Source organism: Bradyrhizobium sp. CSA112 (genome assembly GCF_029051645.1).
Lineage (GTDB): Bacteria > Pseudomonadota > Alphaproteobacteria > Rhizobiales > Xanthobacteraceae > Bradyrhizobium.
Genome location: NZ_JAACFS010000026.1, coordinates 64,661 through 85,115, shown reverse-complemented (window position 1 = coordinate 85,115; position 20,455 = coordinate 64,661). Strand labels below are relative to the sequence as shown.

Annotated in this window: 20 protein-coding genes and 1 pseudogene; 7 read left to right on the top strand and 14 right to left on the bottom strand. The window is 62.6% G+C overall.

Going from position 1 to position 20,455, the window contains the following annotated elements; all coding sequences use genetic code 11:
* Positions 1–691: 691 nt before the first annotated feature.
* On the top strand, positions 692–1,648 hold the full coding sequence (locus tag GWE18_RS30400; RefSeq protein ID WP_275189404.1) for a calcium-binding protein: 957 nt from the start codon (positions 692–694) through the stop codon (positions 1,646–1,648).
* 73 nt (positions 1,649–1,721) lie between these two features.
* Here the strand turns inward: GWE18_RS30400 and GWE18_RS30395 are convergent, their stop codons facing one another.
* A complete protein-coding gene (locus tag GWE18_RS30395) occupies positions 1,722–1,865 on the bottom strand; it encodes a hypothetical protein (protein WP_275189403.1) in 144 nt (47 codons plus the stop codon).
* 296 nt (positions 1,866–2,161) lie between these two features.
* Between GWE18_RS30395 and GWE18_RS30390 the strand changes: the two genes are divergently transcribed.
* Complete coding sequence (locus tag GWE18_RS30390) at positions 2,162–4,372, top strand: lytic transglycosylase domain-containing protein (protein ID WP_275189402.1); 2,211 nt, start codon at positions 2,162–2,164, stop codon at positions 4,370–4,372.
* 36 nt (positions 4,373–4,408) lie between these two features.
* On the opposite strand, the pseudogene GWE18_RS30385 reads toward GWE18_RS30390, so the two are convergent.
* Positions 4,409–4,483 (bottom strand): annotated as a pseudogene (locus tag GWE18_RS30385) (hypothetical protein); the annotation flags it as partial.
* 100 nt (positions 4,484–4,583) lie between these two features.
* Between GWE18_RS30385 and GWE18_RS30380 the strand changes: the two are divergent.
* Complete coding sequence (locus GWE18_RS30380) at positions 4,584–4,763, top strand: hypothetical protein (RefSeq protein ID WP_275189401.1); 180 nt, start codon at positions 4,584–4,586, stop codon at positions 4,761–4,763.
* A 24-nt stretch (positions 4,764–4,787) separates the two neighbouring features.
* Complete coding sequence (locus tag GWE18_RS30375) at positions 4,788–5,684, top strand: SDR family NAD(P)-dependent oxidoreductase (RefSeq protein WP_275189400.1); 897 nt, start codon at positions 4,788–4,790, stop codon at positions 5,682–5,684.
* A 128-nt stretch (positions 5,685–5,812) separates the two neighbouring features.
* Here GWE18_RS30375 and GWE18_RS30370 read toward each other — a convergent pair whose 3' ends face one another.
* The 12 genes from GWE18_RS30370 to eno form a co-directional block, all read right to left on the bottom strand.
* Positions 5,813–5,977 carry a hypothetical protein gene (locus tag GWE18_RS30370; protein WP_275189399.1) on the bottom strand — a complete coding sequence of 55 codons (165 nt, stop codon included), beginning with the start codon at positions 5,975–5,977 and terminating at the stop codon, positions 5,813–5,815.
* A gap of 96 nt (positions 5,978–6,073) precedes the next feature.
* On the bottom strand, positions 6,074–7,045 hold the full coding sequence (locus GWE18_RS30365) for a tripartite tricarboxylate transporter substrate binding protein BugD (protein WP_275189398.1): 972 nt from the start codon (positions 7,043–7,045) through the stop codon (positions 6,074–6,076).
* Between the two features lie 133 nt (positions 7,046–7,178).
* Entirely contained in the window at positions 7,179–8,420 is a 1,242-nt protein-coding gene (locus GWE18_RS30360) for a threonine synthase (protein ID WP_275189427.1), read from the bottom strand.
* Positions 8,421–8,544: 124 nt separating this feature from the next.
* The gene (gene lpdA, locus GWE18_RS30355) at positions 8,545–9,963 is read right to left on the bottom strand and encodes a dihydrolipoyl dehydrogenase (protein ID WP_275189397.1); all 1,419 of its coding nucleotides are present in this window, start codon (positions 9,961–9,963) and stop codon (positions 8,545–8,547) included.
* Positions 9,964–10,102: 139 nt separating this feature from the next.
* Positions 10,103–11,455 carry a pyruvate dehydrogenase complex dihydrolipoamide acetyltransferase gene (locus GWE18_RS30350; protein ID WP_275189396.1) on the bottom strand — a complete coding sequence of 451 codons (1,353 nt, stop codon included), beginning with the start codon at positions 11,453–11,455 and terminating at the stop codon, positions 10,103–10,105.
* A 2-nt stretch (positions 11,456–11,457) separates the two neighbouring features.
* On the bottom strand, positions 11,458–11,763 hold the full coding sequence (locus tag GWE18_RS30345; RefSeq protein ID WP_057848795.1) for a DUF5076 domain-containing protein: 306 nt from the start codon (positions 11,761–11,763) through the stop codon (positions 11,458–11,460).
* A gap of 6 nt (positions 11,764–11,769) precedes the next feature.
* The gene (locus tag GWE18_RS30340; RefSeq protein ID WP_275189395.1) at positions 11,770–13,164 is read right to left on the bottom strand and encodes a pyruvate dehydrogenase complex E1 component subunit beta; all 1,395 of its coding nucleotides are present in this window, start codon (positions 13,162–13,164) and stop codon (positions 11,770–11,772) included.
* A 99-nt stretch (positions 13,165–13,263) separates the two neighbouring features.
* Positions 13,264–14,289, bottom strand: a complete 1,026-nt coding sequence (gene pdhA / locus GWE18_RS30335) for a pyruvate dehydrogenase (acetyl-transferring) E1 component subunit alpha (protein WP_275189394.1) — start codon at positions 14,287–14,289, stop codon at positions 13,264–13,266.
* Positions 14,290–14,508: 219 nt separating this feature from the next.
* Positions 14,509–14,826: a septum formation initiator family protein gene (locus tag GWE18_RS30330; protein ID WP_057848798.1), complete on the bottom strand. Its 318-nt coding sequence runs from the start codon at positions 14,824–14,826 to the stop codon at positions 14,509–14,511.
* Between the two features lie 193 nt (positions 14,827–15,019).
* Positions 15,020–15,574 (bottom strand): NADPH-dependent FMN reductase, encoded by a 555-nt coding sequence (locus GWE18_RS30325; RefSeq protein ID WP_275189393.1) that lies wholly within the window; start codon positions 15,572–15,574, stop codon positions 15,020–15,022.
* 193 nt (positions 15,575–15,767) lie between these two features.
* A complete protein-coding gene (locus GWE18_RS30320; RefSeq protein WP_275189392.1) occupies positions 15,768–16,904 on the bottom strand; it encodes a zinc-binding dehydrogenase in 1,137 nt (378 codons plus the stop codon).
* A gap of 45 nt (positions 16,905–16,949) precedes the next feature.
* Positions 16,950–18,233: a phosphopyruvate hydratase gene (gene eno, locus GWE18_RS30315; RefSeq protein ID WP_275189391.1), complete on the bottom strand. Its 1,284-nt coding sequence runs from the start codon at positions 18,231–18,233 to the stop codon at positions 16,950–16,952.
* Positions 18,234–18,409: 176 nt separating this feature from the next.
* On the opposite strand from eno, the gene GWE18_RS30310 reads away from it, so the two are divergent.
* Genes GWE18_RS30310 through queF form a run of 3 tightly spaced genes read left to right on the top strand, consistent with a single transcriptional unit; the run spans position 18,410 to position 20,288 of the window.
* Complete coding sequence (locus GWE18_RS30310) at positions 18,410–19,396, top strand: lyase (protein WP_275189390.1); 987 nt, start codon at positions 18,410–18,412, stop codon at positions 19,394–19,396.
* The gene (locus GWE18_RS30305; RefSeq protein WP_275189389.1) at positions 19,393–19,767 is read left to right on the top strand and encodes a c-type cytochrome; all 375 of its coding nucleotides are present in this window, start codon (positions 19,393–19,395) and stop codon (positions 19,765–19,767) included. The genes GWE18_RS30310 and GWE18_RS30305 overlap by 4 nt, the downstream gene beginning before the upstream one ends.
* A gap of 56 nt (positions 19,768–19,823) precedes the next feature.
* On the top strand, positions 19,824–20,288 hold the full coding sequence (queF, locus tag GWE18_RS30300; protein WP_247837243.1) for a preQ(1) synthase: 465 nt from the start codon (positions 19,824–19,826) through the stop codon (positions 20,286–20,288).
* The last annotated feature ends 167 nt before the right edge of the window (positions 20,289–20,455 follow it).

The following is a 20,455-nucleotide window of genomic DNA, read 5'->3' as shown; positions in this document are numbered from 1 at the left end:
CCACGCAACAATCGTGGCCCAGCGGCAACCATTATTTGGGGCGTCGAAGCCACTGCGCGACCCACTCGACGATCACGATTTCGAGACTCCGAGCGACCGGTCACAACCCAAGAGTGCTCGATAAAGCGGTTTCCCCAACGCTGGTTCGCCTCGCGTCATCGCGCGACCAAACTGAATCTGGTGACCGCCCGAACGTCGCCGAGAATCGGACAACGCAATTCGAACGACGTCCCTGCAGCCCATGATCGTTCGATCGCTCTGCCGACGCCACTGCACACACCGAAAGTTACCGCGCCTGACATCAATCGTGTTCGAACGGGGATCGCGTCAATTTTGTGCGGCCGGCACTCTTTGCGCGCGTTTTCGTCACGCGGTGGACCGCGGACTTATCGTTCATACGCAAGACAGAACAACGCCGTGCACAACTTATCGCAGACATTTTGACCGCCGCGGCAATTGAGGCACGCGTTGAACGATCGACCGCACGAATGCCTTTCGCGTCACCATATTGCCCCTAGCCTGCGCAAATCCGCCGCGTGCACGTCCAGTCACGGACCCGTTTTGCTGTTTCTTCTTCGATGCGGGTGAGGAGTCACGCCTCACGTCTTGCCCGCGCGCATCACTTCACGATTCCCAAAATCCGTGGTGGTCGTTTGTAGTTCGTGAGGCCTCTGAGTAAGAGGTTTGAATAATGGCACGCTTCAATCTGAACGGCTTCCTCGACAATAGCCGCTTCGAGGATTTCTTCGCTAGGTTTACGGGCGGCAGTGCCGACCATGATCATCTGAACGGGACGACGGGCAACAACACCCTGTTCGCGGGCGCCAAAGCCGACACGCTCGCCGGCATGGCCGGTAACGACACGCTCAATGCCGGCTCCGGCGACGACAAGGTGTGGGGCGGTTCGGGTAACGACAATCTGGCAGGCGGCTCCGGCGCCGATCTTCTGGTCGGCGGCTTCGGCGCCGACCGGATGGATGGCGGCACCGGCAACGACGTCCTGCTCAGCCGCTCGGACTCCGGCGAGATGGTCGCGGCCCAGGACGGCACGACGCAGATCTTCGCGGAAGAGACGGCCGCGTTCAAGGCAGTCAACGATACCCTCACCGGTGGCCGCGGCAGCGACACCTTCCGCTTCGAAGGCATGGTCAACGCCAAGGACGAGATCGTTGCCAAGCACGTCAACGACGACGGCACCATCGACTGGGTTGGCGTCACCGGCGAGAACAACGCCACTCACGACCACTGGGTCGACGGCTTCGGCAACGACGTGATCCGCGACTTCAATCGCGCCCAGGGCGACAAGATCGAAATCTCGGCGCACACTGCCGAGGTGAAGTCGATCGAGCACAAGGACAGCAATGGTGACGGCAGGAACGACTACAGCGTGATCACCGTCATCAGCCAGCAGGGCAATGCCGGCGCGCATGACGAGGATCTGCTGGGCACGATCACCGTCTACGGCAACCTGGTGAAGCAAAGCGATATCGCGGTTACGCAAACCGTGTACGGCGCTTACGAGAAGGTCGGCGAACTCGGCGGCGCGCACTTCGATCTGGAGGACGACGGCGTGCTTGCCGGTGGCGGCACCGACGGCGGCCACCACAACGAAGCGACGGCGATGGCCAACATGGCCATGTATGGGTAAGCCGAAAACAACAAGGCGCAATCACGGACAAGGGCCGCCTCCCGGCCCTTGTCCTCCAGCGTCCGGTGTCGATTCAATCGTCGCCGGGCGCTGGACTGCGTGGATAGGTCCCGCTGCCCATGGGCGTGAGCTTGCCCTTCGGCGGCATCTGCAGGCCGGGATTTTCGAGCTGCTTGCGCACGGCCGGATCGTTCAGGGGCGTTGATCGTCGCAGCATTCAGCCCGGCAGGCCGCTTCGTCCGCAGTCGGAGGCGATGCCACGCGCCCGCTATCGATGGCGTAAGCGTTGAAATTCCTTATTCGCACGACTGCGCGGCGTTACGCCGGGAAATGTTGGGTTCCATTCGCCTCATTTTGCGTGCGTCGCCTCATTTTGCGCGCATTTGTTGCGCGAAGTGACAATTACTGATTGGGGGTTGTGGCATCTTTCGAAACAGATCAGGGCCACACGCATCATTCGATCTCTTGGCTTTGACAGCGTTTGTGACGTGGGTTTCGCAGGGGGACCATGGAATGAACCGGTGCTTACGCTCGCTGTCTTGTTTTTTCACGCTAGCCGGGCTTGCCCTCTTTTCGACGGATGCGACCGCGCGGGCCAGCCATAAGCCACACACCCAGAAGGCGCACGACGCGACCAGGAAGTCGCACGTGAAGGAGGCTCGTCCTCATCGCAGCGCTGCGTCCGGGAAACGTCGGCACGCCAAACACGCTTCCGCACAACGCAAGCCGAAGCCGTCGATGGCTTCGCCTGCTCCCAGGGAGGCCGTCGCTCCGCTGACGGGAGACCTTGCGCTGGTGAAGGAAGCCATCGATCTCGCGCGCAAGGCAAAGACCGAAGAGGCGACGGCCGTAAGGAACAGGCTCGCGGATCCGGCGGCGCAGAAGCTCGTCGAGTGGTTCATCCTGCGCCGCCCGGAGACGACAGCGACTTTCGGCCGCTACGCGGCGTTCATCGCCGCTAATCCGGAATGGCCGAGCATCGCGTTGCTGCGCCGGCGCGCGGAGGCGCGGCTGTGGGAAGAGCGCAGCGATGCGGCGACGGTTCGCGGCTTCATTGGCGATCGGCCCACGAGCGCCAAGGGCAAATTGGCGCTGGCGCGCGTGCTGCTCGCAGAGGGTGATCGGGACGGCGCGGCCCGGCTGGCGCGCGATGCATGGCGTTCGGACGAATTGTCGGAGTGGCTGGAGACCGCAGCGTTCGAGACGTTCCGCGATTTTCTCAACCGCGATGACCACCGTGCGCGCATGGACAAGCGCATCGGCGCCAAGGACCTCGCCGGCGCGAAACGCGCCGCGAAGCGCCTCGGCGACGACGAGCTTGCAATCGTGAAGGCCTGTGCCGCGGTCAGGGGAAAAGCGAACAAGGCGCTGGATGCGCTCGACGATGTCGCAGCCGAGGCACGGCAGGATCTTGGGTACACTCTTTGCCGCATCCAGTGGATGCTCGCTCAAAACCGCATTGACGATGCGGCCCGCCTGATGCTGGCCGCGGCACCCGAGACCATGGCGCTGCAGGACACCGATCAATGGTGGCGCGAGCGGCGCATGCTCGCCCGCAAGCTGCTTGATGAGGGCAAGTTCCAGACCGCCTACGATGTGATCCGTCCCGCCGCAGCGCCGGCCAATGAATACTACCGCGCCGACGTCCACTTCATGTGCGGCTGGATCGCGCTCCGCTACCTCGACGATCCCAAAACCGCGGCCACGCATTTCGCCCACATCGACGACGGCGCGACCAATCCGATCGTGCTGGCGCGGGCGAACTACTGGCGCGGACGCGCGGCCGAAGCCCTTGGCCAGACGGATGCGATGCGTGCGAGCTATGAAGCGGCCGCCCGCTACCCGACCGCCTATTACAGCCAGATGGCGCGCGCCAGGCTTGGCCGTGACCAGATCGAACTTCGCGCGCCCTCGCCCGTTCTCGCGTCCGCCGGTGCTTCGGCCACGGACGAACGCGTGCGCGCCGCCGACATGCTCTACGAGATCGGCGAACGCGACGTCGTGCTTTATTTTGCCGCCGATCTCGGCGAACAAAGCTCTGACGTTGCCCTGCTCGAAGCGCTCGGCGAGCTCACCGGCCGCCGCAACGACGCCCGCGCGATGCTGCAGGTCGGAAAGCCCTCGCTCGGCCGCGGACTGCCGCTCGACCATTACGCCTTTCCCACCATCGGGATTCCGCCGCACCGCCAGCTCGCCCCCGAAATCGAGCACAGCATGATTTATTCGGTGGCGCGCACGGAGAGCGCGTTCGATCAGCGCGACAAGTCTGCGGCGGATGCGGTCGGCCTGATGCAGGTGACGCCGGAAGCCGGACGCGATACCGCCAAGCGCTTTGGCATCAGCTATGACTGGGACCGGATGGTTTCCGACCCGGTCTACAACACGCAGATGGGCGCCGCCGAACTGAGCGCGCTGCTGAGCGAATACAAGGGCAATCACATCATGACCTTTGCCGGCTACAATGCTGGCCGGGGCCGGGTGCGGGACTGGGTCAAGGCCCATGGCGATCCGCGCGACCCCAAGGTCGACGCGGTCGACTGGGTCGAGCGGATTCCGTTTTCCGAAACGCGGAACTATGTCCAGCGAGTGGTCGAGAGTTTGGCGGTCTATCGCGTGAGGTTTGACAACGGCACCGCGGTGGCGTCGAAGACCGTCCAGCGCGTCGTGACGCAGGAGACGAACGCGGCGCCGCTGCCGGCCGCCGAGGCAGCCGCCAGCCGGTGAAGTTGTGACGGGCAGCCTGGGGCCGGCCTTGCGCCGCAGCTCCCGGCCGCTGTTCTTGAAGTCACCGACCAGCTCCTTCTTTTTGGTGTCGACCGAAATCGCTGGTTGGCCGCCCCGTCGGAAGCTTCGATCGCACCAAACTGGCCTGGCCATCTGCATCGTCGTCCACCACCCGCCCTGTACCGGCAAGTGGAACCGAGTCGAGCCACGCATGCTCGCCTTCTCCTACGACATCGGCGCCGGCAGCTATCCGAAAGGCGGCAAGATCTCCGACGCCCAACTCGCCGCCATCAGCATACGATACGACGCGTTCCATCCAAACTCGAACTACACGTACTCCCGCTACGCTCCGCACAGTGAAGCGCTTATTTCGTTACAAGCCCTTGGTTGATGCTTGTCGGAAGAGGATAACGAGATGACTGAACGAATTTCGTTAGAGGGGAAGGTCGCGGTTGTGACCGGGGCAGGCCGCGGGCTGGGGCGGGCACACGTCGAACTTCTCGCCGAACGCGGTGCCCGGGTCGTGGTGAACGACCTGGGCACCGACGTATCGGGATCCGGGAAGGACTCCATGATAGCGGAACAGGTGGCCGACCTCATTCGGTCACATGGAGGCGAGGCAATCGCGAATGACAGCGATGTTTCCACCCCCGAAGGTGGCAGTGACCTGATCGCGACGACCATCGAGCGTTTCGGGAGAATAGACCTTCTCGTGAACAACGCTGGTATCCTCGGAAGCCAGCTATTCGAGGACGCCACCCTTGACGATTTCGATCACTATTGGCGCGTGCACCTCGGCGGGCCCGTCAACACGGTGAAGGCCGCCTGGCCCTATATGGTCGCACAGCGCTATGGGAAGATCATCCTCACGACGTCAGTCAGCGGCCTGTTCGGATTACGTGGCCAAGCCACCTATGCGGCGGCCAAGTGCGCAGTAGTCGGATTGATGCGCATTCTTGCACTAGAAGGCGCTGAGCACGGGATTCTCGTGAACACCATTTCGCCAATCGCGTACACGAGAATGCACCCGGCCGCAGGATCGCGCTTGTCTGAAGCAGATGGAAGAGCCGCCATGCCGGTTGAGGCTGTTGCGCCAGCGATCGTCTGGCTGGCAAGCGATAGTTGTTCGGAGACGAACAGGATCTACAACGTGGGAGCCGGAGCAATCCAACGTATCGCTATCGTCATGGGGCCTGGCTTCTACGATCCACATCTGACCCCCGAGAGCATCGCCGAGAACTACGCAAAGGTCGAATCGATCGAGGGCTTCTCCGAACCGGGTCCGTTCGAGCCCAGTGCTGGCGATACGTAGATACAAGATACCTGCAACGGCGAAGTCTTGAGGAACGACGTTGCGTCATGGAGATGATGTCACTCCTACCAACTCAAACTGGGGGTTCCAGTCGGAGCCAATCGCACATGACGAACTAGTGATCCACGCTATTTCTTTCCGGGCGCGACCGGCGGAAGATCAGAATCGCTGGTCACTTCTTTAACTCCGCCCAATTCCCCGCCGGTGAGAATGAATGCAGCGGCGGCCGCCGCGATGATTCCGCCGAGAATGAGTCCGATTGTGCCCTTGGATCGGTTGTCATTATCAGCCATTGCGCGCTCCGTATACCTATCGAAGCGTTAACGTCCGCGCTACCGGTAGGTTCCCCGTCCCCGGTCTTGCACATTCATCCGCGTGCGGATCGGGAGCTAGTCCACCTTGACGTTGGCGGCCTTGATCATCGGCCACCATTTTGCAATTTCGGCCTTTTGCCAGGTGCCGAGCGCTTCGGGCGCGAGCTTGTCCTTTGGGGGCATCTGCAGACCGAGGTTTTCGAGCTGCTTGCGCACGGCCGAATCATTCAGGGCGTCAACCGCCGCGGCATTCAGCTTTGCGACGACGTCCTTTGGCGTGCCCTTGGGGACCCAAAGGCCGGACCACAGCGTCATGTGGAATCCAGGCAACCCCGCCTCGTCGACGGTCGGAATGTCGGAAGCAGACTCTACGCGCTTAGAGTCCGTGATGGCATAGGCGCGGATGTTGCCTGCGCGCACCTGCCCGATCGAGTTGGAGGTCTGGTCGACGATCATATCGATCTGGCCGGCGACGAGATCGTTCATTGCGGGTCCGGTGCCGCGATACGGCACATATTGCAGTTTGACGCCGGCGACGTTTTCGAAATAGAGCCCGGCAATATGGCTTCCGGAGCCAGCGCCAGCGGTGCCGGCGGTCGGCGGCGACGGCTGCGTCTTCAGCCAGGCGATGAATTCCTTCAGCGATTTGGCGGGCACCGCGTTCTTGCTGACGATGATCATCGGGTTGCTCGGCAGCAACGCGACCGGTTCGAGATCGGTGACGAGATCGTAGCCGAGTTTGTAGATCGCGCCATTGGCGACGTGGGTGCCGAGGTGGCCGAAGCTGACGGTGTAGCCGTCAGGAGCCGAGCGCACCGCGCGACCGACGCCGACCGAACCGCCTGCTCCCGTCACATTCTCGACCAGGACCTGCTCGCCGAGCGTAGTCTTCATGCGTTCGGCGAGTATCCGCGCCATCGCGTCCGATGGACCGCCCGCCGAGAACGGAACGATGATGGTGACAGCGCGCGAAGGAAAATTTTGCGCGATGGCGGAGCCGGAAAATGCCAGCGTCGCGAACAAGGCGGCCAAAACCATTCTACGCATGTGCTTCCTCCAAGGCGCCATTTCACCCCTCACGGCGAGGAGCGCGGCAACGCCGCGCTCCTCGAACCACGAGGCCGCCGGACTCGCGGCCATCCTTCGAGACGGCGCATTGCGCCTCCTCAGGATGAGGACCTTACAGCTTCGCGTAGTCGATCGGTTGATGTCGATCGAGCGTACGCGTGACCGGCGGCAGCGGATATTTAAGCCCTGTGGCGCAATTGAACAGCATCACGCGATCATTTTTCGTCACGCGGCCGTCGGCAAGGCTTTGCTGGTAGGCGGCGTAAGTGGCCGCGCCCTCCGGGCACAACAGCAGGCCTTCTTCGCGCGCCACTTCGTTGAGCGCAGCAGAAATCTTCTCGTCCGGCACCGCAATCGCAAATCCCTTGCTCTCGCGGACCGCGCGCAGGATCAGAAAATCTCCGACCGCCTGCGGTACGCGAATGCCCGACGCGATGGTGTGGGCGTCCTCCCAGCGCGGCGCATGTTCGGTGCCTGCTTCAAAAGCACGCACCATCGGCGCGCAGCCCGACGCCTGCACCGCCACCATCCGCGGGCGCTTCGCGCCGATGAAGCCGATGGTTTCGAGTTCGGCAAAAGCTTTCCACATTCCGATCAGGCCGGTACCGCCGCCGGTCGGATAGAAGATCACGTCAGGCATTTCCCAGCCAAGCTGCTCGGCGAGCTCGAGCCCCATCGTCTTCTTGCCTTCGATCCGGTAGGGCTCCTTCAGCGTCGAGGTATCGAACCAGCCAGCCTTGGCCTTGCCCTCGCCGACGATCTTGCCGCAGTCGTCGATCAGCCCGTTAACGCGGTAGACGGTGGCGCCCTGCAACTCAATCTCGCTGACGTTCACTTCCGGCGTATCGGCCGGGCAGAAGATCGTTGTCTTGATGCCGCAGGAAGTGGCGTAGGCCGCCAGCGCCGCGCCGGCATTGCCGTTGGTCGGCATTGCCATGTGCTTGATGCCAAGCGCCTTGCCCATCGACACCGCCATCACCAGGCCGCGCGCCTTGAACGAGCCGGTCGGCAACCGTCCCTCGTCTTTTACGATGATCTCGCCGCCGCCGAGTTTCTTCGCAAGCCTCTGTAGGCGAACGAGCGGCGTCATGATCTCGCCGAGGCTGACGATGTCGGTCACCTTCCGCACCGGCAGCAACTCGCGGTAGCGCCACATGTCGGCGGGACGCTGCGCCAGGGCCTCCTTGGTCAGCGCCTTCTTCACGCCCGACAGGTCGTAGCGCACCAGCAGCGGCTTGCCCGCTTTCGAAAGATTATGGATCTGGTCGGCGGCGTAATGATCGCCTTCCATCGCGCATTCGAGGTGGGTCACGAACGTCGGGCGTTCGATTGTCAGATTGTCGTTGTCTTTCACAACTGTTCTTTCTGGTTTGCTTGTCATTGCCGGGCTCGACCCGGCAATCCATCTTCTTCGCAAGACTCTTGTGAAGCGCGATGGATGCGCGGGTCAAGCCCGCGCATGACGGTTAGGGACTAGGCTAGATATTCAGCACACGCCCATAGGCATCGAGCACGGCTTCCTTCATCATTTCCGAGAGCGTCGGATGCGGAAACACGGTGTGCATCAGCTCTTCTTCCGTTGTCTCCAGGTTCATGGCGACCACATAGCCCTGGATCAGCTCGGTGACCTCCGCGCCGATCATGTGCGCGCCGAGCAACTGGCCGGTCTTCTTGTCGAAGATCACCTTGACCAGGCCCTGATCCTCGCCGAGCGCGATCGCCTTGCCGTTGCCGACGAAGGGGAAACGGCCGACGCGGATCTCGCGGCCGCCCTCTTTCGCCCGAGCCTCAGTCAGTCCCACGGAGGCAATCTGCGGGTGACAATAGGTGCAGCCGGGAATCAGGTTCTTGTCTGTGGCGTGCGGATGCAGGCCCTTGATGGCCTCGATGCAGACCACGCCTTCATGCTCGGCCTTGTGCGCCAGCATCGGGGGACCTGCGACGTCGCCGATGGCGTAGATGCCGGGAACGTTGGTCTTGCCGTAGCCGTCTATCACGACGACGCCACGGTCAGTCTTGACGCCGAGTTTTTCCAAGCCGAGCCCCTCGATATTGCCGACCACGCCGACCGCCGAGATCACCCGCTCGAACTCGACCGTTTGCGGCTTCTTGCCGTCGTCGATGGTGGCGACGACGCTGTCGGCCTTCTTCTCCAGTTTTGTGACCTTGGTGTTGCTGAGAATCTTGATGCCTTGCTTTTCAAACCGCTTGCGCGCAAGGCCTGCGATTTCCTCATCCTCGACCGGAAGGATCTGCGGCAGCACCTCGACCACGGTGACATCGGCACCCATGGTGTGGAAGAACGAGGCGAACTCGATGCCGATCGCGCCGGAGCCGACCACGAGCAGCGACTTTGGCATCCGCTCCGGTACCATCGCCTCGAAATAGGTCCAGACCAGCTTCTTGTCGGGCTCAAGCCCCGGCAGCACGCGCGGCCGCGCGCCGGTGGCAAGGATCATGTGCTTGGCCTGATAGGCGCCCTCGCCCAGCGCGCCTTTCGGCGCCTCCACGGCGGATTTCTTCACCGTGACCTTGCCAGGCGCATCGATCGATGCGTCGCCCCAGATGACGGTCACCTTGTTCTTCTTCATCAGGAAGCCGACGCCGTCGTTCAGCCGCTTCGATACGCCGCGCGAGCGTTGCACCACAGCCTTCGGATCGAACGACACTTTCTCGGCGGAAAGCCCGTAATCCTTGGCGTGCTGCATGTAGTGATAGATTTCGGCCGAGCGTAACAGCGCCTTCGTCGGGATGCAGCCCCAGTTCAGGCAGATGCCGCCGAGATAGGATTTCTCGATGATCGCCGTCTTGAAACCGAGCTGGGCCGCGCGGATCGCGGTGACATAGCCGCCGGGGCCGGAGCCGATGATGATGACGTCGAAGGAAGTATCGGCCATTGGTTATGCACTCGTTGCCATCGTGCGACACCGTTCTTCCGTCATTGCGAGGAGCCCTTGCGACGAAGCAATCCACCTTGTCGCCGGAGAGACGGATTGCTTCGCTGCGCTCGCAATGACGGTGCGGGTTACCCTCGTCCTACACCATCATCATCACGGGGTTTTCGATCAACTGCTTGAATGCTCCGATCAGCTCGGCGCCAAGCGCGCCGTCGATGGCGCGGTGATCGCACGAGAGCGTCACGCTCATCATCTGCGCGATCTCGATTTTGCCGCCGCGGACCACCGGACGCTCCTCGCTGGTGCCGACCGCCAGGATCGTGGCATGCGGCGGGTTGATCACGGCGGTGAAGTGGTTGATGCCGTACATGCCGAGGTTGGATACCGCCGTGGTGCCGCCCTGGTATTCCTCCGGCTTGAGCTTGCGCGCCCGAGCGCGCGCCGCATAATCCTTCATCTCGGACGAGATCGTCGACAGCGTCTTGGTTTCCGCCTTGCGGATGATCGGCGTGATCAGGCCGCCGGGCATCGCCACCGCAACGCCGATGTCGGAATGCTTGTGCTTGAGCATGCCGCCTTCGGTCCAGCTCACATTGCAATTCGGAATCCGCTGCAGCGCGATCGCCATTGCCTTGATGACGAAATCGTTCACCGAGAGCTTGTAGAGCGGCTTCTTTTCCTTGTCCTTTGGCGCTGCGCCGTTGATCTCCTCGCGGGCGACCAGGAGCTTGCCGATGTCGCAATCCATCGTCAGGTAGAAAACCGGCACGGTCTGCACCGATGCGGTGAGCCTTTGCGCAATGGTGCGGCGCATGCCGTCATGCGGCACGATCTCGTAGGATCCCTCCTCGAACAGCGCCAGAATCTGCTTGTCCGACATCCCGGGCGCGATGCTCGGCCCCGCAGCGGGCGCGGCAGCCGGCGCCTTCAGGCCCTTGCCGGACTTGGCGTCCTCGACGTCGCGGGCGACGACGCGGCCATGCGGGCCCGAGCCGTTGATCCGCGAAAGATCAATGCCGGCGTCCTTGGCGAGGCGGCGGGCGAGCGGCGACGAGAAGATGCGCGCGTGACCATTGGCTTGCGAAGCGGAAGCCGCCGCCTGCGGCGCGGCAGCCTGCGTCGGTCCGGTTGCAGGAGCCGGTGCAGATGTAGCCGCAGCGGGCTTAGGTGCCTCAGCAGCTTTAGGTGCTTCAGCGGGCTTCGGTGCGGGCGCAGCGCCTGCACCCGCGCCGGCCGCCTTCACGTCCTCACCCTCGCCGGCCATGACCGCGATGATATTGTTGACCGGGACATCCTGCGTGCCCTCGGGCACCAGGATCTTTGCGATCGTGCCTTCGTCGACCGCCTCGACTTCCATCGTCGCCTTGTCGGTCTCGATCTCGGCGATCACGTCGCCGGACTTGACCTTGTCGCCCTCTTTCTTGAGCCACTTGGCAAGGTTGCCCTTTTCCATCGTGGGCGACAGCGCGGGCATCAAAATGTTGATCGGCATTGTCAGTGACCCTGTTGCGACCGGGGCGTGGTTGAGCCCATATCGGTCGGCCGGTTGATTTCGGCTTCGAACATCTCGACGATACGCGTCAGCGCCTCGTCCTCGGTGTAGCCGCTCTCGCGCGCATAGGCGCGGGCAGCGTGGCGCGCGATATCGACCAGAAGCATGCCCCACATGTCAGGCTCCTCGAATGCGCGCTGGAACGCGATCGAGAGCCCGCCGTCGACCACGAACGCGCGCAGAACTTCGACGGCGTCCTCGCGGCCGATCACGTCAGGCGGCAGCGGCTGTTCGTTGGGACCGGCCATATCGACCTACCGATAGGAAACGGCTTTGGCGGCCGCGACCACCTCGGCCACATTGGGTAATGCGAGCTTTTCGAGGTTCGCGGCATAAGGCATCGGCACGTCCTTGCCGGAGACCCGTGCCACCGGCGCGTCGAGATAATCGAAGGCGTGCTCCATGATGCGGGCGGCAATCTCGGCGCCGACGCCGGACTGCTGCCAGCCCTCTTCCACCGTCACCGCGCGACCGGTCTTCTTCACCGACGCAACAATGGTGTCGGTGTCCATCGGACGCAGCGTGCGCAGGTCGATCACCTCGGCCTCGATGCCTTCCTTGGCGAGTTCGTCGGCAGCTTTCAGCGCATAGGTCATGCCGTTCGACCACGAGATCAGCGTCACGTCCTTGCCGGAACGCACGATCCGCGCCTTGCCGATCGGGATCACGTAGTCGTCGAGCTTCGGTACCTCGCCGGTGTGGCCGTACAAGACTTCGTTTTCGAGGAAGATGACCGGGTTGGGATCGCGGATCGCAGCCTTCAACAGCCCCTTGTAGTCGGCGGCCGAGAACGGCGCGATCACCTTCAGGCCGGGGATCTGCGAGTACCAGGCCGAGTAATCCTGGCTGTGCTGGGCGGCGACACGGGCGGCGGCGCCGTTCGGGCCGCGGAACACGATCGAGCAACCCATCTGGCCGCCCGACATGTACAGCGTCTTGGCCGCGGAGTTGATGATCTGGTCGATCGCCTGCATGGCGAAATTGAAGGTCATGAACTCGACAATCGGCTTCAGTCCCGACATCGCCGCGCCGACCCCGACGCCGGCAAAGCCGTGCTCCGTGATCGGTGTATCGATCACGCGCCGCGCGCCGAATTCCTGCAGCAGACCCTGGGTGACCTTGTAGGCGCCCTGATATTCCGCGACCTCTTCGCCCATGATGAACACATCAGGATCGCGGCGCATCTCTTCCGCCATCGCGTCGCGCAAGGCTTCGCGGATGGTCTGGGTGATCATCTCGGTGCCGGCAGGCACTTCCGGATCGGGCTCGGCGACGGCTGCCGGCGGCGCCTTCGCCTCGGCTTTCGGCTGTGGCGCCTCCGCCTTGGCTTCTGCTGATGGCGCGGATTCTGCGGCCTTCGGCTGCGGCGCCGGCGCGCTCACCTTGCCGAGATCGGCGGCGCTCTCGCCGTCGGCCAAAATGGTCGCGATCGGCGTATTGACCGCGACATCGGCGGTGCCTTCCGGAATCAGGATCCTGCCGAGCGTGCCCTCATCGGTGGCCTCAACTTCCATCGTCGCCTTGTCGGTCTCGATCTCGGCGATCACGTCGCCCGACTTGATCGTCTCGCCTTCCTTCTTCAGCCACTTCGCAAGGTTGCCCTTTTCCATGGTGGGCGACAGCGCAGGCATCAGCACTTGAATGGGCATATCGGCTCCCGAAATCACTCGTCAGTTGGTTCTGCGCTCGTTTGATGCACGTAGCCAGAGTCGCAAAACCGGTCCCACTTTTACGGAGTACGTGTTGAATTACCTGTAGATGTCGGTCCAGAGCTCGGAAGGATCGGGCTCGGGATCGCGCTGGGCGAAATCCGCCGCCGCGTTGACGATCTCGCGGACCTCGGCGTCGATGGCCTTGAGCTCCTGCTCGCTGACCTTGGCGGCCAGCAGGCGATTGCGAACCTGTTCGATCGGGTCCTGGTCGGTGCGGACCTTCTCGACCTCTTCGCGGGTCCGGTATTTGGCCGGATCCGACATCGAGTGGCCGCGATAGCGGTAGGTCTGCATTTCCAGGATGAACGGACCCTTGCCGGCGCGGCACCAGGCCACCGCCTCGTCGCCCGCGGCCTTCACGGCGCGAACGTCCATGCCGTCGACCTGCTGGCCCGGAATGTTGAAGGAGGCGCCGCGCTTGGAAAAATCGGTCAGGGCCGAGGAGCGCGTCACCGACGTGCCCATGGCGTAGCGGTTGTTCTCGATCACATAGATCACCGGGAGCTTCCACAGCTCCGCCATGTTGAAGCTCTCGTAGACCTGCCCCTGGTTGGAAGCGCCGTCGCCGAAATAGGCCACGCTGACGAAGTCATTGCCACGGTAGCGGTTGGCGAAAGCAAGGCCGGTGCCGAGCGAGACCTGGGCGCCGACGATGCCGTGGCCACCGTAGAAATTCTTTTCCATGCTGAACATGTGCATGGAGCCGCCCTTGCCCTTGGAGTAGCCGCCCCGACGTCCCGTGAGCTCGGCCATGACGCCTTTGGCGTCCATCCCGCACGCCAGCATGTGGCCGTGGTCGCGGTATCCGGTTATGACCTGATCGCCCTGTTTCAGGGCCATCTGCATGCCGACCACGACGGCTTCCTGGCCGATATAAAGATGGCAGAAACCGCCGATCGCGCCCATGCCGTAGAGCTGGCCGGCCTTTTCCTCGAAGCGGCGGATCAAGAGCATGTCCCGCAGCGCAGCCAATTCCTGCGCCTTGGTGAATTCCGGTGGGGACCCGCTTGCCTTTTCCTGCCCTGATTCCTTCGCGACGACGCTTTTCTTGGGTGCAGCCATGGCAATTCCGGGTGAGAGAGAAGGAAGAGACGGATCAGCCCTCTCTATCCCAACTCAAACCGGCGTGAAAGGATTGCGTGCGTTGGAGAATATATTGCTATGCCGCACTGCAGCGCGGCGAGACATTTTCGAAATCGATTTGACGATTTTTTGAAATTTGCGGACCGGCATGCCGGCATCGTCCCGATGACGGCGATGCTCATGACATCTGCTTGAAAATCAGTTCGGCTTGTTGATCCGCACCAGGTCACGCGGGTTGGCGTAGTCGAGTTGAAACCGCGCGCGCTCGTCCAGCATATCAGGGTCGACGCGGTCGGACCGCAGCAGCGAAACCCGCTGCTCGCCCTGCGCCCGCTCCCGCTTCAGTCGCGCCAGTTCGGAGGTCAGGGCGATGATCTCCTGATCGAGTTCCTGGCGCGCGTTCAGCCCGTATTTGCCGGTGTAGGCGTTGACGCCGAAATAGCCAACCATCAGCGCCGCCATCGTGTAGAGGGCGAGGCCTGTCAGAATGGATTTCAATCGGGTGCGGGAGACCATGCGGCCAAGATGCGACGGCCGGGTTAATGAAATCTTAAAAAGGCGGGTACGGGCGATGAGGACCCGCCCTCTCCCCCGTCATTGCGAGCCACCGGCTCGCGCGAATGCGCGCCCGATGACAGGCTCCGCGAAGCAATCCATCTTTCGGTTATGCCGCGCTTCGCTTCGCTCGCAATGACGTGGATGGGTCTGCCTACCCGTTCTGCTTCTCAATGAACGCAGCGAACGCGCCGAGATACTGCTGCAGCACCTTCTGCACGGACTCCTTGATCAGCTCGCCCTTGTCGTCGAAGGCATCGCCGACGCCGTTGAGGTAGATTTCGGGCTGGCCGAGGATCGGGCCGGCAATACCCGGCAGGATGTTTTGCAAATGCTTGGCCGCGCTGACGCCGCCGAGCGCGCCCGGTGAGTTGCTGATGATGCCGACCGGCTTGCCGAGGAACGAGCTCTTGCCGTAGGGGCGCGAGGCGACGTCGATGGCGTTCTTCAACACGCCGGGGATCGAGCGGTTATATTCCGGGGTCACGAACAGCACGCCGTTCGACTTCTGCAGCTTCTCGCGCAGCGCCAGCCAGTCGGCCGGAGGATTGGCTTCCAGATCCTGGTTGAAGAACGAAATGTCGCCCAGCGTGGTGACCTCGAGCTTGAGCGAAGCCGGCGCCAGCTTGGCCAGTGCATTGGCAATCTTGAGCGAATAGCTCTCCTTGCGGAGACTGCCGACGATCGTGACGATGGTATGGGTGGCCATTGAATATCCCTTTTGAAGCGGAAGCGCCTGCCCTCCCTTACGCCAGATCGCCAGAAAGATGCAAGTGCATGGAACAGGCTTTGGGGCTTCGTTGCGAGAAAAATCTTTCTGCAACGGCGCGCAAATGTAGAACGGGGCCGCTCTTGCGGAGCGGCCCGTCCGGTTCATTGCTGGATGAAAGCGCCGAGCGCCGTCAGCCCTTGTTCGGATTGATCAGGAATTTCTCGCCGGTGGAACGCTTGTTGTAAATCGCGATGTTGGAAAGCTGCAGCGTCTCCTGCAGCGACACCGTTTGCGTGTAATGACTGGCAAACGTCGTCTTGAGCTCGGAAGCCACGCGCTGGCGCAGCCGGCCGATTTCGGCCGGGCCGATCTTCTGCAGGAACGGCGTCAGGAGCCAGCCGCCGACCCCCCAGGTCAGGCCGAACGCCCGGCTCAACTCGGTCGGACGGTTGTCGAGGCTGCCGTAGATATAGACCTGCTTGTACACGTTGGAGCCGTAGCGGCTGTATTCCTTGGCGGTCTTGTTGGCCGCCATCTCCATGGCGGTGAGGATCTGGCTTGCGAGCTTGCCGCCGCCGATGGCGTCGAAGGCGATGGTGGCGCCGGTTTCCACCAGCGCATTGGTAAGGTCGTCCATGAAGGTTGGCGAGGTGGAATCGACGACATATTTGGCGCCGATCTTGTGCAGGATGTCGGCCTGCTCCTTGCTGCGCACGATGTTGACGAGACCGATGCCATCCTTGATGCAGATTTTGTTGAGCATCTGGCCGAGGTTCGACGCGGCAGCGGTATGCACCAGCGCCTTGTGATTTTCGCGCCGCATGGTCTCGGTCATGCCGAGCGCGGTTAGCGGATTGACGAACCATGACGCGCCGTCGGCAGGCGTGGTGCCCGATGGCAACTCCATGATGTCCCTCAGCTTCATGGTGCGATATTGCGAGTACATCGCGCCGCCGATCATCGAGACGTTCTTGCCCATCAGCGCTTTCGCAGCGTCCGACGATCCGGTCCTGATCACGACGCCGGCGCCCTCATTGCCGACGGGGAGCGATTGATCGAGCCGCGCCGCCATCATCCGCATGGCCGATTCCGGCATCTTCGCCGTAATGACAGGCGCGTCCTTGCTGCCTGATTCCTTGGCGGTCGACATCTCGGCCGGGCCGATCAAAAGCCCGAGATCAGAGGGATTGATCGGCGTCGCTTCGACACGAACCACGACTTCGTCGTCGGCCGGTTCCGGCGTCGGGACATCCACCAGCGACAGTTCGAGTTCGCCGCTCTTCTTGAGCAGCGAACGCAGTTGCAGCCCGCTCTTGCCGTCGCTCATCGAAATCTCCCCATTGTGTTGGTTATATCTGGCCGCGCCGATGCGTTAGGCCAAGGCCTTCAGCGCTGCCTTGCCCGCATATATTGCCTGCTTGCCTAGCTGTTGCTCGATGCGCAGGAGCTGGTTGTACTTGGCGGTGCGGTCGGAGCGCGCCAGCGAGCCGGTTTTGATCTGGCCGCAATTGGTGGCGACCGCGAGGTCGGCGATGGTGGAATCTTCGGTCTCGCCGGAACGGTGCGACATCACGGAGGTGTAGCCGTATTTGTGCGCCAGCTCGACCGCGGCCAGCGTCTCGGTCAGCGTGCCGATCTGATTGACCTTGATCAGGATCGAATTGGCGCGGCCGTTCTTGATGCCGTCGGCAAGCCGCGTGACGTTGGTGACGAACAGATCATCGCCGACGAGTTGGCACTTCTTGCCGATCAGGTCGGTCAGTTCCTTCCAGCCTTCCATATCGTCCTCGGACATGCCGTCCTCGATGGTGACGATCGGATAGCGCGAGACGAGGTCGGCGAGATATTTCGCCTGCTCGGAGCGCGAGCGGGTCTTGTTCTCGCCGCCATAGACGTAATTGCCTTCCTTGAAGAACTCGGTCGCGGCGCAGTCGAGCCCGAGCATCACGTCGCTGCCCGCTTTGTAACCGGCCTTACCGATCGCGCTTACCACGAAATCGAGGGCGGCGTCGGCTGACGGAAGGTTCGGCGCAAAGCCGCCCTCGTCGCCGACGTTGGTGTTGTGGCCGGCCTTCTTCAGTTCATCGCGCAGCGTGTGGAAGATTTCCGAGCCGCAGCGCAGCGCTTCAGCGAAGCTCGCAGCCCCGACCGGCAGGATCATGAATTCCTGGAAGTCGATCGGATTATCGGCATGCACGCCACCATTGATGATGTTCATCATCGGCACCGGCAGCGTCCGCGCCGAGGTGCCGCCGACATAGCGATAGAGCGGCATATCGAAGGATTCCGCGGCCGCCTTGGCGCAAGCCAGCGAGACGCCGAGGATGGCGTTAGCTCCCAGCCGGCTCTTGTTCGGCGTGCCGTCGAGATCGATCATGATCTGGTCGATGTGGACCTGCTCCTCGACCGCCTGATCGCTCAAGGCCTCGAAGATTTCGCCGTTGACGGCCTCGACCGCCTTCTGCACGCCCTTGCCGAGATAGCGCTTCTTGTCACCGTCCCTGAGCTCGACCGCCTCATGCGCGCCGGTGGAGGCGCCGGAGGGAACGGCCGCACGGCCGATCGAGCCGTCTTCGAGCACCACATCGACTTCAACGGTGGGATTGCCACGGCTATCGAGAATTTCACGGCCAATGATGTCGACGATGGCGGTCATATCTGCACTTTCCTGGGAATGGTGGGTCCGGTTTCGGGGCGTCTTACACGGGGCGCAAGCAAATGTGAACGCTTTGGCTGCGGCCTTTTCCGGACGATAGAGCCGGGTCAGGATAGACTTGCTTCAAGGTTGATATCAGCGTCCAAACCTTCACATTGATAGACCGGGGTAACGCAATGAATCGCCGCCAGTTTCTTGGAACCGCCGCTGCCGGAATCCTGGCCGCGCCCGCCGTCCTGCGAAATGCTGCGGCCCAGGAAGGCCCGTTTCGCGTCAAATATTATCCGGTCAAAGCGGGCATGGGCTCGCGCGACACGACACCCGCCCCCGATGGAACGATCTGGTTCTGCGGCCAGCGCAACGGCACGCTGGGCCGGCTCGATCCGCGCGACGGCTCCTACAAGCTGATCGATCTCGGCAAGGGCGCCGCGCCGCATGGCGTGATTATCGGCCCGGACGGCGCGCCCTGGGTGACCGAGGGCGGCCAGAACGCGATTGCGCGTGTCGATCCCAGTGATCACAAGGTGACGCTGTTCCGCCTGCCCGAAAAGGAGGCTTACGCCAACCTCAACACCGCTGTCTTCGACAGAAGCGGCATCTACTGGTTCACCGGACAATCCGGCATCTATGGCCGGCTCGATCCGAAATCGGGCGACATGACCGTGTTCAAATCACCGCGCGGCCGCGGCACCTACGGCATGACGGTCACGCCGAAGGGCGACATCTGGTACGCCTCGCTGGCCGGCAACCACATCGCCAAGATCGACCCGGCGACCGGCAACGCGACCGTGGTCGAACCGCCGACGCCGAACCAGGGCGCGCGGCGCGTGTGGTCGGATTCGAAGGGCCGGATCTGGGTCAGCGAATGGAATAGCGGCAATGTATCGGTCCACGATCCTGCCGACGGCTCCTGGAAGGCGTGGAAGTTGCCCGGCACAAGCCCGCGCGCCTACGCGGTTTACGTCGACGACAAGGACAAGGTCTGGCTCACCGATTTCGGCGCCAACGCGATCGTGCGCTTCGATCCTGCGACGGAAAAGTTCAACGCATTCCCCAGCGACAAATCGGGCGCGAATGTGCGCCAGCTCGACGGCCGGCCCGGCGAAACCTGGGGCGGCGAATCCGGCAATGACCGCCTGGTCGTGATACAGACGGTCGCGTGAAGTCCTTCGCCTTCCTGCTGCTGTTGTGCCTTCTGCTGCCCGCTTCCGCCACCGCGGAGGAAGATGGTGTGCGGGCATTCTCGCCCTGCCGCGCCTGTCACAGCCTCGATCCCGCGGAGCGCGGCCTGCCCGGCCCGAATCTTTCCGGTCTAATCGGCCGCACTGTAGCTGACGACGCCGAATTCGATTACTCGCCGGTGCTGCGCAAGGCGCGCGACGAGGGACTACGCTGGGACCGAAAACGCCTCGAAACGTTCCTTGCCGATCCCGCCGCGATGTTTCCGGGATTGTGGATGTCGATACGCGGGATCGAGGACGCCACCGAACGGCAGGCGCTAGTACGGTTTCTCGCCGATCCGTCCGCGCGCTAACGGTTGACGACTCCGCCCCGTTGCGGCCATGTCAGCGCTCGCAGAGGACGATCATGATGGCCAAAAAATCATTGCAGAAATCATTGCAGCTCGGCCGCGCCGTGGAATGGCCTGACAGCCCGGAAAAGGCGCAGCTCGACCGCGTGCCCAATCCGCAGGCGGATACCAATTATCTGGTGCGCTTCACCGCACCGGAATTCACCTCGATCTGCCCGGTGACGGGCCAGCCGGATTTCGCGCATCTCATGATCGACTACGTGCCCGGACAGTGGCTGCTGGAATCCAAATCGCTGAAACTCTATGTCGCGAGCTTCCGCAATCACGGCGCCTTCCACGAGGATTGCACGGTCATGATCGGCAAGCGGATCGCCGCCGAGATCAAGCCGAAATGGCTTCGCATCGGCGGCTATTGGTATCCGCGCGGCGGCATTCCGATCGACGTGTTCTGGCAGACCGGCAAACTGCCCAACGGCATGTGGGTACCCGACCAGGGCGTCGCGCCCTATCGCGGGCGAGGCTAAGCGCTGATCAGAAGTGGAATCGCGCAGGGACCTCCGAGAACTGTCTAAGCTCGGGGGACGAAAGGTCAGTCGCACTGCCACGATCCACATATTCGTTCAAGCACGAGTGCGAAAGGCGTATAAGGGCGCTTATTGAAATCTATTCTTTTCTAGATGCATCAAAGGGA